At 35.3% G+C, this 15,154-nt stretch carries 17 protein-coding genes; 10 read left to right on the top strand and 7 right to left on the bottom strand.

The window, feature by feature from the left end:
* Window positions 1–4: 4 nt before the first annotated feature.
* Window positions 5–1,072, bottom strand: a complete 1,068-nt coding sequence (gene fbaA, locus VK161_RS06005) for a class II fructose-bisphosphate aldolase (protein ID WP_324213858.1) — start codon at window positions 1,070–1,072, stop codon at window positions 5–7.
* 48 nt (window positions 1,073–1,120) lie between these two features.
* On the bottom strand, window positions 1,121–3,673 hold the full coding sequence (locus VK161_RS06000; RefSeq protein ID WP_324213857.1) for a BamA/TamA family outer membrane protein: 2,553 nt from the start codon (window positions 3,671–3,673) through the stop codon (window positions 1,121–1,123).
* Between the two features lie 33 nt (window positions 3,674–3,706).
* Between VK161_RS06000 and VK161_RS05995 the strand changes: the two genes are divergently transcribed.
* Window positions 3,707–4,438: an RNA methyltransferase gene (locus VK161_RS05995; RefSeq protein WP_324213856.1), complete on the top strand. Its 732-nt coding sequence runs from the start codon at window positions 3,707–3,709 to the stop codon at window positions 4,436–4,438.
* 20 nt (window positions 4,439–4,458) lie between these two features.
* Here the strand turns inward: VK161_RS05995 and VK161_RS05990 are convergent, their stop codons facing one another.
* The 4 genes from VK161_RS05990 to VK161_RS05975 form a co-directional block, all read right to left on the bottom strand.
* On the bottom strand, window positions 4,459–5,169 hold the full coding sequence (locus VK161_RS05990) for a porin family protein (protein ID WP_324213855.1): 711 nt from the start codon (window positions 5,167–5,169) through the stop codon (window positions 4,459–4,461).
* A gap of 16 nt (window positions 5,170–5,185) precedes the next feature.
* On the bottom strand, window positions 5,186–5,917 hold the full coding sequence (gene ubiE, locus VK161_RS05985; RefSeq protein ID WP_324213854.1) for a bifunctional demethylmenaquinone methyltransferase/2-methoxy-6-polyprenyl-1,4-benzoquinol methylase UbiE: 732 nt from the start codon (window positions 5,915–5,917) through the stop codon (window positions 5,186–5,188).
* 64 nt (window positions 5,918–5,981) lie between these two features.
* Window positions 5,982–6,464 carry a dihydrofolate reductase gene (locus VK161_RS05980; RefSeq protein WP_324213853.1) on the bottom strand — a complete coding sequence of 161 codons (483 nt, stop codon included), beginning with the start codon at window positions 6,462–6,464 and terminating at the stop codon, window positions 5,982–5,984.
* Window positions 6,461–6,790, bottom strand: coding sequence for a 2TM domain-containing protein (locus tag VK161_RS05975; RefSeq protein WP_324213852.1), 330 nt, complete (start codon window positions 6,788–6,790; stop codon window positions 6,461–6,463). Before VK161_RS05975 ends, VK161_RS05980 begins: the two co-directional genes overlap by 4 nt.
* A 241-nt stretch (window positions 6,791–7,031) precedes the next feature.
* Between VK161_RS05975 and VK161_RS05970 the strand changes: the two genes are divergently transcribed.
* Window positions 7,032–7,331, top strand: coding sequence for an isoamylase early set domain-containing protein (locus VK161_RS05970; RefSeq protein ID WP_324213851.1), 300 nt, complete (start codon window positions 7,032–7,034; stop codon window positions 7,329–7,331).
* A 69-nt stretch (window positions 7,332–7,400) separates the two neighbouring features.
* Here the strand turns inward: VK161_RS05970 and VK161_RS05965 are convergent, their stop codons facing one another.
* Window positions 7,401–7,856 (bottom strand): GAF domain-containing protein, encoded by a 456-nt coding sequence (locus VK161_RS05965; RefSeq protein WP_324213850.1) that lies wholly within the window; start codon window positions 7,854–7,856, stop codon window positions 7,401–7,403.
* Window positions 7,857–7,971: 115 nt separating this feature from the next.
* Between VK161_RS05965 and xrtF the strand changes: the two genes are divergently transcribed.
* From xrtF to VK161_RS05925, 8 genes are all read left to right on the top strand, one after another.
* Window positions 7,972–8,517, top strand: a complete 546-nt coding sequence (xrtF, locus tag VK161_RS05960; RefSeq protein WP_324213849.1) for an exosortase family protein XrtF — start codon at window positions 7,972–7,974, stop codon at window positions 8,515–8,517.
* Window positions 8,504–8,935 (top strand): exosortase F system-associated membrane protein, encoded by a 432-nt coding sequence (locus tag VK161_RS05955; protein WP_324213848.1) that lies wholly within the window; start codon window positions 8,504–8,506, stop codon window positions 8,933–8,935. The genes xrtF and VK161_RS05955 overlap by 14 nt, the downstream gene beginning before the upstream one ends.
* Window positions 8,936–8,995: 60 nt before the next feature.
* Window positions 8,996–9,832 carry a restriction endonuclease gene (locus VK161_RS05950; RefSeq protein WP_324213847.1) on the top strand — a complete coding sequence of 279 codons (837 nt, stop codon included), beginning with the start codon at window positions 8,996–8,998 and terminating at the stop codon, window positions 9,830–9,832.
* On the top strand, window positions 9,829–11,184 hold the full coding sequence (locus VK161_RS05945) for an MBL fold metallo-hydrolase (RefSeq protein WP_324213846.1): 1,356 nt from the start codon (window positions 9,829–9,831) through the stop codon (window positions 11,182–11,184). The genes VK161_RS05950 and VK161_RS05945 overlap by 4 nt, the downstream gene beginning before the upstream one ends.
* 272 nt (window positions 11,185–11,456) lie before the next feature.
* The gene (locus VK161_RS05940; RefSeq protein WP_324213845.1) at window positions 11,457–11,876 is read left to right on the top strand and encodes an HYC_CC_PP family protein; all 420 of its coding nucleotides are present in this window, start codon (window positions 11,457–11,459) and stop codon (window positions 11,874–11,876) included.
* A gap of 49 nt (window positions 11,877–11,925) precedes the next feature.
* On the top strand, window positions 11,926–13,932 hold the full coding sequence (locus VK161_RS05935) for a TonB-dependent receptor plug domain-containing protein (protein WP_324213844.1): 2,007 nt from the start codon (window positions 11,926–11,928) through the stop codon (window positions 13,930–13,932).
* A 48-nt stretch (window positions 13,933–13,980) separates the two neighbouring features.
* Window positions 13,981–14,322 carry a metal transporter gene (locus tag VK161_RS05930; protein WP_324213843.1) on the top strand — a complete coding sequence of 114 codons (342 nt, stop codon included), beginning with the start codon at window positions 13,981–13,983 and terminating at the stop codon, window positions 14,320–14,322.
* Between the two features lie 84 nt (window positions 14,323–14,406).
* A complete protein-coding gene (locus VK161_RS05925) occupies window positions 14,407–15,141 on the top strand; it encodes a DUF2490 domain-containing protein (RefSeq protein WP_324213842.1) in 735 nt (244 codons plus the stop codon).
* Window positions 15,142–15,154 lie beyond the last annotated feature (13 nt).

Here is a 15,154-nt window from a genome sequence, read left to right as displayed (position 1 = left end):
TTAATTATAAAGTGTTTACATTATTCAAATCAGCAAATGCTTGCTCTAAACGTTTGTTGAACGTCATTTCGCCTTCGCGAATCCATTTTCTTGGATCGTAGTGTTTTTTGTTTGGTGAATCAGCTCCATCTGGACTTCCGATTTGAGTACGTAAATAATCAATTTTTGAAGTCATATAATCGCGAATTCCTTCGGTAAATGCAAATTGTAAATCAGTGTCGATGTTCATTTTGATAACACCATATGAAATGGCTTCTCTAATTTCTTCTAAAGTAGAACCTGAACCGCCGTGGAAAACAAAATCTACAGGATTGTGGCCTGTGTTGAATTTATTTTGAACGTATTCTTGTGAATTTCTCAAGATTTTAGGAGTCAATTTTACATTTCCTGGTTTGTATACTCCGTGAACGTTTCCGAAAGAAGCAGCAATCGTAAAACGCGGACTCACTTTCATCAATTCTTCGTAGGCATACGAAACTTCTTCAGGTTGAGTGTATAATTTTGAGCTGTCAACATCTGAATTGTCAACACCATCTTCTTCACCACCAGTGATTCCCAACTCGATTTCCAATGTCATTCCCATTTTGCTCATCCGAGCCAAATACGTTTTACAAATCTCGATGTTTTCGTGAATCGGTTCTTCAGACAAATCAATCATGTGTGAAGAGTACAATGGTTTTCCTGTTTCAGCAAAATGTTTTTCAGAAGCATCCAACAAACCATCAATCCAAGGAAGTAAATTTTTAGCACAGTGGTCAGTGTGTAAAATTACAGTTGCTCCATACGCTTCAGCCAAAGTGTGAACGTGTTTTGCACCAGCGATTCCACCTAAAATAGCGGCTTTCTGACCATCGTTTGACAATCCTTTTCCAGCATTATAAGCAGCACCACCGTTTGAGAACTGGATAATTACGGGTGCTTTTAACTTAGCAGCTGTTTCTAAAACACCGTTTATTGTGCTTGAACCAATTACATTTACTGCAGGAAGTGCAAATCCTTTTTCTTTAGCATATTGAAATATCGCTTGAACTTCGTCACCAGTTGCAACTCCTGGTTTTATGTTGTGTGACATGTGTTTTGTTGTTTATAGTTAAGTATGCAAAAATAATAATTAATCGAATTAGAACGGGTAATTTATACCAATATTTATAACTGATTTTGATAAATTAAGTTCTCTAAACCATTTTTCCTCCAAATAAAAAGCGGGATTGTAAGTCTTAAAGCCCAAATCGGTTCTGAATACAAAAAGTCCGAAATCGTAACGCAATCCAAATCCGGTTCCGAGTGCAATAGTTTCTAGTGATTTGATTCCTCTGAACTGATAATCTTCGTTTTCTACGTTATCAAAAACATTCCAAATGTTTCCAGCATCAGCAAATAAAGCTCCGTTAAAACTTTTGAAAATGTTGAATCGGAATTCGGCATTCACACTCATTTTCATGTTGGCCTCGTTGAAATCTAAAATTCCACCACTTTTCCCTGGTCCGAGTGAATACGGTTGCCACGCTCTAATATCGTTGGTTCCACCAGCAAAATAACTTCGAGAGAACGGAATACTATTAGAATTTCCGTACGGAATTGCAATTCCGATAAAATTTCGAATGGCAAATACGTTTCTTTTTCCTAAATCCCAATGCTTGATGTATTCAAATTCAGATTTGATGTACTGCGAATATTCAACATCCAAAAAAGTATTAGCACCTTCTTGCGTGTCTAATTGTTTGGATAATTTGGCTACTAACGACAAAATGTTTCCTGCCGATTCTAGTTTGGTTTTAAAGGTGTGAAAACTATTGTCTTGCAATTCTTTTTTGGTTGTTTTTGAATAACTGATGCTACTCGAGAAGATCAAGTTGTTTTCGGTCAAACGCTGTCTTCGTTCAACAATGCTCAAAACGGTTTTTAGATCTTCTGGAGTTGTTGGTATAGTGTTCGTAAAGACATCCGAAACAAAATTAAAAACACCATCTTCAATTCTCAAAAACCCACCTTCAAAATCGTCAGGATTGGTTGTGTTGTAATTGTACTTAATGGCTAATGCATTTAGATTTTCAAAAGAAGAACGATAGATGTTAAAATAATTTTCTGGATTTACATTCTTTACAAACTGAACGTTCAGCATATCAAATCGGATGGACGAATTGGGTCTGGGTTTCCAATTGTAGGATAAGGCACTGGTGAAATTTTGTTTGTCAAGTCCAATATTGGTTTGTTTGGCAAAACCTACGCTCATAGAGGTTGATGGAATCATTTCTTTCGGAATGATTTTTCGGGTATTGAACGGCATTAATATTCGAGGAAAACTCAATTTAGAATCAATTCCAATTTCTGAAATATTGAAAAAAGTGTTGTTGGGGTTGGCTTGGTCTTTGGATGAACCAATATTTCCTCTGAATCCAATTTCAAACGATTCGGCACCATTGAATACATTTCGAATCCCGAGTGATGTGTTTCCTGAAATTCCAAATTGTTGAATATCAGAATGGGTAAAATCGATGGAATAATTGAACGTGTATTTATCTCTTGGTGAAAGTAAGATGTTGGCAATCAATCCATTTGGGTCATTAGGATCAGAATTGTACTGAATTAAAGGATAGTTGAATACTTTTAAATTACTAATGTATTTGGAGGTTAGTATGGTATTTTTATCCGAATAGATGTTTCCCGGAGCGATAAAAATAGCGTCGGTTATCGCTTTTGGGCGGTATTTTAATTTTTTCTCGCTGTACAAATGGTAGCCGTTGTATTCGGTGCTGTCATTCACCACAATCTCGTTTTTACTGGCCAATTGATCGGTGAAAATATTTACCCGATTGATTTTGTAAATTCGGAAAGGTTGTGTGCGGTTGGTGTCGTTAATTCTGAGGTTTTGATCTTCAATAATCAAATTGACATTCACTTTTTTATTGGTTTGAATTGTGTCTAAATTGAAACGAACATAATTAGGTTGAAAGTAAAAAACACCATTGTTTCTGAATTCTTGAGTAATTCGAGCGCGTTCTGCATCAATGTCGTCCGTATTGTATTGTTTTCCCGATTTTATAGAAGAATTGGATTTGATAGTAGTATATAACGAATCGAGGATTGGTGTTTTTATAGTGGTTCGGATACTGTCTAAAATATAAGGAGTTTTTTTCTCTACAATATAGGTGACTTCTGCTTTTTTAGAACCAGTTGAATCGGTTTTGGCTTTTGCAGTTACGTTAAAATAACCCTTATTATAGTAGTAGGATTTTAATCGGCGAAGCGATTTTTTAGTACTCAAAGTGTCTAATAAAACGGGTGCTTCACCAGTTTTTCTTAAAAATTTATGAATTCCTTCGTGCCAAAACGAATGTCCTAATCGATTGATTTGTTTTTTAGAAAGTAACTTTTCTAATCGTTTGAATTTTTTAGGATTGTCTTTGAATCGTTGTCTGAAAATCGAATCGGTGGTGTCTTTTTTTGCCCAATTGTAGATGTTAAGGCGCAAACGATAACCTAAAATTGAGCTATTGGGTTTTTGATACAATTGGTTAATAACATCTTCGTCTTTTTCTGGTTTGCCGTCAACTGAAACCTCATTTTTCATCAACAGTCGTTTAGTATCAGGAACACGTTTGGTCGTATTACAACTAACGATGATGATTACTATTAAAATAATTAATGATATTTTTGCAAGAGAGTTTTTCAAAGGATTCTATTTAATTTCAAAAATACATTTTTTATGGTTAGTAAAAACCAAATTAAATTAATAACGAGCTTAGAGCAGAAAAAGTTTAGGCAAAAGCACAAACTCTTTATTGCCGAAGGTGTAAAGGTAATTCAAGAATTGCTATTATCAAATTTTGAATTGGAACATTTGTACGTTACTGAGCCTGTTTTTGAAAATACAAATGAAAAACTCATTTCTACTATTGGCGAAAGTGATTTGAAAAAAATCAGTTGCTTGTCAACTCCTAATAATTGTTTGGCTCTTTTTAAAATTCCGGAAGGCAAATCCATTGATGAAAGTGGTTTAGTAATCGCTTTGGATGATATTCGTGATCCAGGTAATTTCGGAACCATCATTAGATTGTGTGATTGGTTTGGAGTTCGTCAAATCATCTGCTCCGAACAAACGGTTGATGTGTATAATCCCAAAGTAATTCAAGCCACTATGGGTTCGGTTGCACGCGTAAATGTTTCGTATGTTGATTTGCCACAACATCTAAAAACTACAAAAAAAACAGTTTTTGGAACCTTCATGAACGGTAAAAATGTGTATCAAGAAACACTTTCTGCAGATGGAATTTTAGTTTTAGGGAATGAAGCCAATGGAATTTCAAAAGAGGTCGAAAAGCACATTACTCAGCGTTTGGCAATACCGCGTTTTGGAGCGATTAAAAAAACGGAAAGTTTGAATGTAGCTACAGCAACGGCAATATTCCTGAGTGAATTCAAACGAAAAGAGCAATAGTTTACTTTTCAGTAATTAGATTAGTGGAAAGTAAAGTTGACTAAAATTGCTCTAGTACGCATTCCGTCAATGTTTCCTGTCCATGGACTGTCAGGACGATTGTCTCTAATTAATTCATCTCCCAAACCAAAAACACCTCTGATTGAAGGAGAAAATTTAAAGTATTCTAAGTAAAAATCAACACCAAATCCCAATTCATAATTGCGTGTCCAAGGTTTTACTCTAAAGCGTTGTTCGTAGTTGTCATCATCAGATTTTGAATTACTCGCCAAGTTCAAAGTAGCAGAAACTCCACCTACTAAATACGGTTTTACATTTCCAATTCTTTTTGACGAAAATTTTAACAACAACGGAAAGTGAATGTACGTTGATTTTACTTCACGCACTTTATCAATTTCACGAACTAAAAGTGGGTCAGTATAATTTAAGTTACGTTGGCAATAGTACAATCCCGGTTCGAAACGTAAATCGATGTATTCGTGTAAACGCAAATTTCCTACTAAACCTACATTAAAGCCCGTAATGGTGTTGGATTCGATGTCAACATCGGGAGTGTCTATGTAGTCTATTTTGAAATCGTACATGTTGAAGCCAAGAAAATAACCCCAATGTACGCGTTGTTTGTCAAAGTTTTCAAGGTTAATGATTGGATCGCGACTGAACATACCTTTGGACTGTGAAAATCCATTCAAAAACAGTAAAAAGAAGATGCTTAAAAATACTTTTTTCATTGCTCTATGTCTGAGTTTATTTTTTTGAAGCTTTGTAAATAGTTGCAACTCCAAAAGTTTGAGGCATCGCAACCACATCTATAAACCCATTTTTTCTCAAAATATTGTTTAACTTTTCTCCATACGGAAAAACGGAAGCCGATTCGGATAAATAACCGTAGGCAACATTGTCTTTAGAAAAAAGTTTCCCGATTAATGGCAAAATGTATTTAGTATAAAAAGCGTAACCTTGTTTGAAAGGAGTTTTTTCGGGAACGGAAGTTTCTAAAATCACAAAAATTCCGTTGGGTTTTAATACGCGTAAAATTTCGGTCAGACCTTTGTCTAATGTTTCAAAATTTCTGATTCCAAACGAAACTGTAATGGCATCGAAGTGATTGTTGGGAAACGGCATTTGCTCTGAATCGCCAATGACCATTTCAATGATGTTGTCCAGTTTTCGGTCGGCAATTTTCTTTTTTCCTACTTCCAACATTCCGGCAGAAATATCCAAACCGATGATTCTTTTGGCTTTGGTTTTGGCCATTAAAATAGCTAAATCGCCTGTTCCTGTGGCAATATCCAAAATGTTTTCGGGATTTTTTTCACTAACTAATTGCAGTACTTTTTTACGCCATTTCACATCAATTCCGAACGAAATCACTCGGTTTAAACCGTCGTAATTTCCAGAAATGGTATCAAACATTTGAGTAACTTGTTCTTTTTTACCCAAATTAGAATCTTTGTAAGGTGTAACTTGCTCTGACATTGCCGTTTTTTAGGCTACAAAAATAGTAATAAAAGATGATATTGAGTCTATAATAGAAACCGAATTATTTTTTACCAAATGTTTGATAAGTAAATGCGTATTGGTGTTTTTCGTCATTGGGATGAAACTCTTCGGATAATAATTTCCAGTCGTTGGGATCAATTTCAGGGAAAAAAGTATCGGCTTCAATTGTGGTGTGAACGCGAGTGAGTTCAATCAAATCGGCAATTTCCATCGATTGTTTATAAATTTCACCTCCGCCAATGATGAAAACATCTTCGTTTTCAGGACACACTTCGAGAGCTTGTTTCAAACCACTTACGACTATGCAATTGTCTACTTTGTAGTCTTTTTGTCGTGTGATAATTACGTGCGTTCTATTGGGTAAAGGCTTCGGGAAACTTTCAAAAGTTTTTCTTCCCATTATGATGTAATGATTAGAAGTGAGTTGTTTGAAGCGTTTGAAATCATCAGGTAAATGCCATAAAAGGTCATTGTTTTTCCCTAAAGCATTATTTTCAGCAGCAGCGGCAATTAGTATTATCATGGTTTTTTGTTCTCAATTTCGTTTTTTAATTGCTCTAATTTTTTCTCTTGCATGGTCATCAGTCGATTGATTTGCTCTTGTTCCCATTTTTTATTCATAAAACTATCGGTAATAAAAACCTTAATGAAATGCAGTATGAAAAGGAAAAACCAAATCGTAACTAACCAAATGTACCAATTGGCCTCTTTGTTAACACCAATCCATTTGTTGATGATGAAAAGGAATATGCTTCCAACGAAGAAAAAGACAAAATGAAAGTACAATCGTTTCTTTTGACGTAATCTTTTCCGAGCATATTCATACATTTCTAGTTGTTCTTGGTCCATAGTAAGTCGAAATTTTGTCTTAAAGGTATTAATTCTTACCAAAAAATAAAAATTGCAAAATGATATTAATTTTTAAGAAAACGATTTCTTATTTTCAATTTATCGGAATATTAACCTCAAAATTAACGATTTGACTCGATATGAGCGACTTTTTTTGTATATTGATAAAAGTGCTATCGAACTGTAAAACGTTGATTATTATTGTGTTACTTTGCTGAGTAATTTTTAAATAATTTTAATTATGTCAGTAAAGAAACAATTTATAAAAACAAAACCAGTTTGTAAAGTAACATTTTCTGTAGAAGCTAAAGAATCAAATTCAGTTGCTGTTGTAGGTGATTTCAACAATTGGAATGCTAGCGAAGGAGAATTATCAAAATTGAAAAACGGAACTTTTAAAGGCGTTTTCGAATTACCAAAAGATAATTCTTTCGAATTCAAATACCTAATTGATGGTTTTGAGTACGCAAATGAGCCAGAAGCAGACAGCTACCGATACAACGAATTTGCAGGTGCAGAAAACAGCGTTCTAGAGGTTTAATAAATAGTTTTTAAAAGTAAAAATCCTTTCAATTGTATGGTTGAAAGGATTTTTTGTTGGGTATATTTTTTAAAATAACTTGGCTACTTCTTCGTTCACAAACTCCAAAAAGCGTTCGTCGTCTTCGGTGAAGGGATCAATTACATGACTGTCGATGTCTATCTGACCAATGTTTACGCCATTTACAAAAAGCGGAACCACAATTTCGGATTTCACGGTAAAACTACACGCAATGTAATTGGTTTGTTCTGAAACATCAGGAACTACAAAATTAGCATTCGATTCGGCTACTTGGCCACAAATTCCTTTTCCAAACGGAATTACAGTGTGATCGGTTGGAGCGCCAACATACGGTCCAAGATGTAACGTTTTATTCTCGTGATTGGCAAAGTAAAATCCAACCCAATTGTAATGCGCAACAGAATCGGATAGGAACTGACACAAATTGGTCAACTTCTCGTCTCTACTTTGGTCGTCTTGGTTAAGGATTGCAACTACCTCTGGTTTTAAATTCTCGTATTTCATCGTGTCTATGTTCTATTTTTAGCTTTTAGCTTTCAGCTTTCAGCTTTCTATATTCTTTTTGCAAAAGTAACCATTGGAAATCCTAACTTTTATATAAATTTGTTAAAAAAATAATTTGAAAGAATACATCCTTCAATACAAGTCGTTTCTGCTTTTTTTAGTCAAATTTTTTGTCACTTATTTGGTGCTTAGTTTTATATATCAATCGTATTTGAATCGTTTTGATCAAAAGAATAACGAGGTTGATGGTTTTACCATTTCGGTGGCTAATCAAACGAAAGTGGTTTTGTCTTTAGTCGATGATCAATCGTATACAATGCCTAATCTAACTGAGCCCAGCGTAAAATTGTTCTATAAAAATAAATGGGTGGCGCGCATCATTGAAGGTTGTAATGCGTTGAGTGTGATGATTTTATTCGTTAGTTTTATTATTGCTTTTTCGGGAAAATTCAAAACGATGGTGCTTTTTATTCTTTCCGGACTAGTAATCATTCATATTTTTAATGTACTTCGGATTGCTTTATTGAGTATGGCGGTGTATCATTACTACGAATACCAAGATTTTCTTCACAGTGTCGTTTTTCCTTTATTCATCTACGGAGTAGTATTCGTTTTGTGGGTAATTTGGGTTAATAATTATTCTTCTTATGCTAAAAAATAAAAAACAAATTGGCTATGCAGTTATTATTGTGCTGCTTTTAATTGCAGTCCGTGCTTTTGAACACACTATTTTTTACGATCCATTTTTAAAGTATTTCAAAGAAGAATACGCGCATTTACCTTTTCCACAAATCCAAACGGTTAAACTGTTTTTTAGCTTGGGTTTTCGCTATTACCTGAACAGCGTATTATCCATTGCACTTTTATATGTGCTTTTTAAAGACCGGAAGTTCACCAAATTCTCCATTTTACTTTACATGATTCTGGGTTCGATACTGATGATAAGCTTCTTTTTTGTGCTGCAGTTTTTTGGAGAAGAAAGTAAAATGACCTTATTCTACATCAGACGATTCATTATTCAACCTATATTTTTACTGCTTTTTATACCTGCTTTTTATTATCAGAAAAGAATGAAATAAACTTAATTTTTCGTACCTTTAATGTAAGTTTTTCATTCATTGAACTTAATAATAAAGGACATGAAAGTAGTAAAACATTCGGGTATTGTTGTCGATTTTGATGCGTCTAAACTCAGAAAATCACTTTTAAAATCAGGTGCCAATCAAGATGTTGTTGAGGCTATAATGCAACACATTAACAACGTTATTTACGACGGAATTCCAACCAAACAGATATACAAAATCGCTTTCGGATTGCTCAAAAAAGAATCCAATTCCTTTGCTGCTCAGTACAATCTAAGAGATGCCATATTATTATTAGGTCCAGCAGGTTTTTATTTTGAAAAATTCATCGCGCGTATTTTTGAGTCAGAAGGATTCACTACTCAAACTAATTTGACTCTCAACGGAAAATGTGTTTCCCACGAGATTGATGTCGTCTTAAAAAAAGACAATCAAATTTCGATGGTAGAATGTAAATTTCACAGTAGTAACGAAGTGAGAACTGACGTAAAAGTGCCCATGTACATTCTTTCCCGATTCAATGATTTGAAAGATAAAAATCACATCATTTACAGTAAAAAAGATCAAATTTCCAATTGTTGGATTGTCACTAACAGCCGATTTACTCTGGATGCCATCACTTTTGCTCATTGTTCGGGCTTGAATTTGCTCAGTTGGGATTATCCCAAAAACAATAATCTGAGAACCAAAATCGATCAGAAAGGATTATATCCAACTACGTGTTTAACCACATTAACCCGAAGTGAAAAAGACCGATTACTCACTTTGAATTGCTTATTGGTTGTCGATTTAATTAAAAACCCCGAATTTTTAGAGCAAATCGGACTCAGTTCAATCCGAATGAAAAACGTCATCAAGGAAGCCACTTCACTTTGTAATTATTTTAAATCATGAAAGTAACATTTTTAGGCGGAGCAGGAACAGTTACGGGTTCCAAAACTTTAGTAGAGAGTAACGGAATCCGAATTTTAATTGATTGCGGTCAGTTTCAAGGAGTGAAACCGTTGCGTGAACTCAATTGGGAACCGTTACCCATTTTGCCATCCACCATCGATTATGTTTTGCTTACACATGGCCATTTGGATCATTGTGGTTGGTTACCGCGATTGGTCAATCAAGGTTTTGAAGGCAAAATTTATTGCACAAGTCCAACTAAAGAAATTACCAAACTCATCTTGCGCGACAGTGCCAAAATTCAAGAGGAAGAAGCCAATCAAGCCAACGAAGGAAAGTATTCCAAACACGAAATCGCCGAACCTTTGTACACGGTCGAACAAGTTGAACGCGTTCTGCCGCTTTTCAGGGTTATCCAACCCAACGAAGAAGTAGCTTTGGATGCCGAGATTTCAGCTGTTTTCACTAATGCTGGACACATTTTAGGTGCGTGTTCCATTGCGTTGCATTTGGAAAACAAAACCTTAGTTTTTTCTGGTGATATTGGTCGCGACGACGATGTATTAATGTTCGCACCAACCCAGCCCAAAAAAGCGGATTATGTATTTTTAGAAAGTACGTACGGCAACCGAATTCATCCCGACGAAGATGCGAAATTACTATTGGAAACATACATCAACAATGCCTATAATAATGGCGGAACCGTAATTATTCCGAGTTTTGCAGTAGAACGCGCGCAAACGATAATGTATCTAATTTGGCAATTGAAACAAGAAGATAAGATTCCGAATATGCCTTACATTATTGATACACCAATGGGAATCAGTATGCTCGATATTTTTGAGAGCAACAAAAAATGGCACAAACTATCAAGTGAAGAGAGCGATGCCATGTGCAAACAATTTTCGATGATTTCAGACTATCAAGAAACCATCAATGCAATTTACGATAAACGCACCAAAGTGGTTATTGCAGCAAGCGGAATGATTACGGGCGGACGTGTTTTGAGCTATTTGGAACGCTACATCGGTTTGCCTGAAACAACGGTAATAATTGTAGGTTATCAAGCCGAAGGAACTCGCGGACGAAAATTATTGGATGGTGCCAAAGAAATCAAAATTCGTGGAAAATACTACGAAGTTCAGGCCAAAATCCTCGAAATCGAAGGTTTGTCAGCACATGGAGATCAAAATGATTTGCTCAATTGGTTGTCGGCATTAGAAAATAAGCCAAAAAAAGTGTTTTTAGTACACGGAGAAAACCAACCTGCCGACGAACTACGCATCAAAATTCATGAAAAATACGGTTACGATTGCGCCGTTCCAATGATGGGACAAACGGTTGAATTGTAGTTTTTGAAGCTAATACTTCGTCAGTTCGCTCTTTTGGAGCTCGTGTCCAGCTCTGCGTTTCAAGTTTTTTTAAATCAATTGGTTTTACTAAATTAAACCAAGAGCTTCCTTTGGTCGCTTTGGTTCAATAAGTAAAACTCAATCGCTTTGGCAAAAAGCTTTCCTCTTCGATCTGGGCTAGGGCAATACTTTTCGAAAGATGGTTTAGTTTCAAAAAACTCCTCAAATACTATTTAACACAATTTTTCGTTTTGGTTTTGTATCTTTGTATCATGCAATTTAAAAAGCACATAGCATTACTTTTAGCATTTTTCCTGTTGGCTTCCAACTCGGGATTAGCATTGAATGTGCATTATTGTGGCAATACTATCGCAGCGGTTTCTACCGTTTTTTCTAAAGAAGAAGTGTGTGAAGTTCCCGTTGTTGAAGAAAAAGCATGTTGCGCTAAAATAGAAACCAGCCACAAAAAGTGCTGTTCTGATAAAGAAATCAATCTGGATGACGATACTGAAAAAATCGTTATCAAATCGTTTTCCCTCGATTTGGATTCGGTTTTTATCATTAATGAATGGCAACCGACTCAGTTTGTCGAAGTTGTGTCTTATTCTGATACTCAACAGCTTGAATATTACTGCGATGCCAATGCACCGCCGCTCTATCAACTTTATTCTCAATACATTTTCTACGCTTAATTTAGTATTCTTAAGGAACAAAAACACTTATGAATATTAAATTAATTAAATGAAAAATATACTCACATTACTTGTATTGCTTTTCTCTATTTCCACTTTTTCACAAGAAAAATTAGAAGAAGTTGTGGTTGATAAGAAGAAGAAAGGCATACAAAAATCACTCAAAAAAACCACAAATACTTCTGTGGTCACTAGTAAAGAGTTGCTCAAGGCAGCTTGTTGTAATTTAGCAGAAAGTTTTGAAACGAATCCATCCATTGATGTGAATTTTTCGGATGCTTTGACGGGAACCAAACAAATCAAAATGTTGGGTTTGACTAGTCCGTATTTGATGATTACCGAAGAAAATGTTCCTTCGGTGCGCGGTGCATCACAAGCGTATGGTTTGTCTTTTACACCCGGAACTTGGATCGAAAGTATTCAAATCACAAAAGGAGCCGGAAGTGTAGTTAATGGATATGAAAGTATTTCGGGGCAAATCAATACCGAAATCATCAAACCTGCTAATGACATTCCGTTTTTCCTTAATTTTTACGGTTCAACCGATAGTCGTTTCGAATTGAATACGCATTTCAACAAAAAAGTGACCGATAAATGGTCGACCAGTTTGTTTGTACATGGAAATGCTCGTGTGGCAAAAAACGACATGAATCACGATCACTTTTTGGATAATCCATTGGGAAAACAATTGAATATTTCCAACCGATGGCAGTATTCCAATCCCGAATCGGGTTGGGTTTCGTTCATCAATGCGCGTTTTATGAAAGACGAAAAGCAAACAGGCGAATACGATTTTGATCCCGATACCGATCGACTAACTACTAATCATTGGGGTTCAGAAATCAACACTGAAAGACTTGATTTCAGTTCGAAAGTAGGTTATGTTTTCAAAGACATGCCGTACCAAAGCATCGGATTTCAGAATGCTTTTAGCAACCACAATCAAGAATCGTACTTTGGTTTGAATCAGTACGACATTCAGCAACAGAGCTATTATTCGAATTTGATTTTCAATTCCATCATCAATAATACCAAACACAAATTTTCAACAGGATTGAATTTTTCGTACGATAATTATGTAGAAAAAGTGAATCGAGTAGATGTTGGACGTATTGACAATTCGGTAGGTGCTTTCTTTGAATATACCTATGATGACACGGATAAATTCAGTTATATTTTAGGAGTAAGAGTGGACAATCACAATCGTTTGGGTTCGTTCATTACACCTCGTTTGCACGTGCGTTACAATCCATGGGAAAAATCAGTCCTTCGTTTTTCAGCAGGAAGAGGAAGACGCGCAGCCAATATTTATGCCGAAAACCAACAACTTTTTGCCAGTTCACGACAATTTTCAATTTTGGATAATGACGGTAAATTATATGGTTTGAATCCGGAGATTGCGTGGAATTACGGAATGAGTTTTACTCAGAATTTCAAGTTATTCGGCAAATCGGCCGATGTGACTTTGGATTTCTACCGAACCGATTTTCAGAATCAAGCCGTTGTTGATGTAATGCAAAGTCCACAGCAAGTGTTGTTTTACAACTTAAAAGGCGATTCGTATGCCAATAGTTTGCAGTTGGATTTCAATTTAGAAATCATCAAGCATCTGAATTTGAGAACGGCGTACAAATATTACGATATTTCTACCGATTATCTTTCAGGAAGTTTTCAGCGTCCGTTACAGGCAAAACACCGCCTTTTTGGAAACATCGAATTCGAAACACACATCAAAGACAAAGGTCAGCAATGGAAATTTGATTTTACAACCAATTGGTTAGGAAAACAGCAGTTGCCATTTACAGCAACCAATCCTGTAGAAGATCGTTTGCCTGAATTCTCGCCTTCGTTTGCGGTGATGAATGCACAAATTACACGAACATTCTCAAGTACATTCGAAATGTACATTGGTGGAGAAAATATTGGGAATTACCGTCAAGATGATGCTATTCTAGGAGATCATAACCCTTTTGGAATGCATTTTGATACTTCCATTGTCTATGCACCCATTTTTGGACAGATGTATTATGCAGGATTGCGTTTTAAAATTAAATAACCGTATCAAAAATCAAATTCAATATCAATAACAATAAAAAAATAAAAGATGAAAAATATAATTTTAGGAGTGATGTTATTAGTTGTAACACTTTCCACACAAGCACAAGAGAAAAAAAATAAAAATGCCAAATACGATGTAGAGGTAAATGGTAATTGTGAAATGTGTAAAAAACGTATTGAAAAAGCGGCTTTCTCTGTAAAAGGAGTAAAAAGTGCTGAATATCATTTAGACGACCACGTTTTACATTTGATTCTTAATGAAGAAAAATGTTCGGTAACCGACGTGAAAAAAGCAGTAGCAAAAGTAGGTCACGATACCGATGATGTAAAAGCAACCGACGAAGATTATGCTAATTTACACGGTTGTTGCCAGTACGAACGTAAATAAAAATGTTTAAATAAATCATAATAAACTCCTTGTTTCGATGAGGAGTTTTTTTATTCTTTTAAATTTGTAAAAAAGACTTATGGTATGATAAAGAAACTATTTTTACTCTTGCTGATTTCTACTATTGGATGGGCACAAGAAATCGACCACAATCACGTGAATTGGTTTGCTTACATCGGGCAACACAACATTTCTAAAAAATGGGGTTATCACATTGAAGCCCAGTTTCGTCTGGATGGTGAATTGAACCGAAGCAATCAAAATTTATTTCGGGTTGGCGGATTTTATAATCTAAATAAGAAAGTGAGTCTGACAGCAGGTTATGGATTAATCAATACGTTGAGCCCGCAATTGAATGATTATTTTAACGAAGATCGAATCTGGGAACAAGTGCAACACAATCAAAGGTGGAATGAGGAAAGGAACTTGTTCATCAACCGTTTTCGTTTGGAACAGCGATTTGTTGATAAAATTGGAGTAGTGAATGGTTCGATTGAGAAAACGGCTACGAATTTTCAAAACCGATTGCGGTATTTGAATCGGAATTTATTTCACGTAACCCATTTTAAATCGGGTAATGACGAACTTTATATTGTGCTTCAGGATGAGGTTTTTATGAACTTAGGTGATAATAAAGTGAACAGCAAATTTTTTGATCAAAATCGATTTTTGGTTGGTTTTGGGATTCATCATAAAAAAAGCACGCGTTTTGAATTGGCATACATGAATCAACTAATCAATCCTCAGTTGGGAAATGATGTTATGAATCACGCAATTTCGTTGACGTTATTTCAAAATTTGACACTGTACAAAGAGTAGATTTTTATTAAAT

The organism is Flavobacterium sp. (genome assembly GCF_035299245.1).
In the GTDB taxonomy this organism is placed as follows: domain Bacteria; phylum Bacteroidota; class Bacteroidia; order Flavobacteriales; family Flavobacteriaceae; genus Flavobacterium.
The sequence above is the reverse complement of the archived record's forward strand: the minus strand, read 5'-3'. Positions and strand labels throughout refer to the sequence as shown.

Coding starts and splice junctions, on each gene's coding strand:
- VK161_RS05945 (WP_324213846.1), top strand. CDS start 9,829: ATGAAAGTAACATTTTTAGGCGGAGCAGGAACAGTTACGGGTTCCAAA.
- VK161_RS05975 (WP_324213852.1), bottom strand. CDS start 6,790: ATGGACCAAGAACAACTAGAAATGTATGAATATGCTCGGAAAAGATTA.
- ubiE (WP_324213854.1), bottom strand. CDS start 5,917: ATGTCAGAGCAAGTTACACCTTACAAAGATTCTAATTTGGGTAAAAAA.
- VK161_RS05940 (WP_324213845.1), top strand. CDS start 11,457: ATGCAATTTAAAAAGCACATAGCATTACTTTTAGCATTTTTCCTGTTG.
- VK161_RS05935 (WP_324213844.1), top strand. CDS start 11,926: ATGAAAAATATACTCACATTACTTGTATTGCTTTTCTCTATTTCCACT.
- VK161_RS05970 (WP_324213851.1), top strand. CDS start 7,032: ATGTCAGTAAAGAAACAATTTATAAAAACAAAACCAGTTTGTAAAGTA.
- VK161_RS05995 (WP_324213856.1), top strand. CDS start 3,707: ATGGTTAGTAAAAACCAAATTAAATTAATAACGAGCTTAGAGCAGAAA.
- VK161_RS05925 (WP_324213842.1), top strand. CDS start 14,407: ATGATAAAGAAACTATTTTTACTCTTGCTGATTTCTACTATTGGATGG.
- VK161_RS05930 (WP_324213843.1), top strand. CDS start 13,981: ATGAAAAATATAATTTTAGGAGTGATGTTATTAGTTGTAACACTTTCC.
- VK161_RS05950 (WP_324213847.1), top strand. CDS start 8,996: ATGAAAGTAGTAAAACATTCGGGTATTGTTGTCGATTTTGATGCGTCT.
- VK161_RS05980 (WP_324213853.1), bottom strand. CDS start 6,464: ATGATAATACTAATTGCCGCTGCTGCTGAAAATAATGCTTTAGGGAAA.
- fbaA (WP_324213858.1), bottom strand. CDS start 1,072: ATGTCACACAACATAAAACCAGGAGTTGCAACTGGTGACGAAGTTCAA.
- VK161_RS05965 (WP_324213850.1), bottom strand. CDS start 7,856: ATGAAATACGAGAATTTAAAACCAGAGGTAGTTGCAATCCTTAACCAA.
- VK161_RS05990 (WP_324213855.1), bottom strand. CDS start 5,169: ATGAAAAAAGTATTTTTAAGCATCTTCTTTTTACTGTTTTTGAATGGA.
- VK161_RS05955 (WP_324213848.1), top strand. CDS start 8,504: ATGCTAAAAAATAAAAAACAAATTGGCTATGCAGTTATTATTGTGCTG.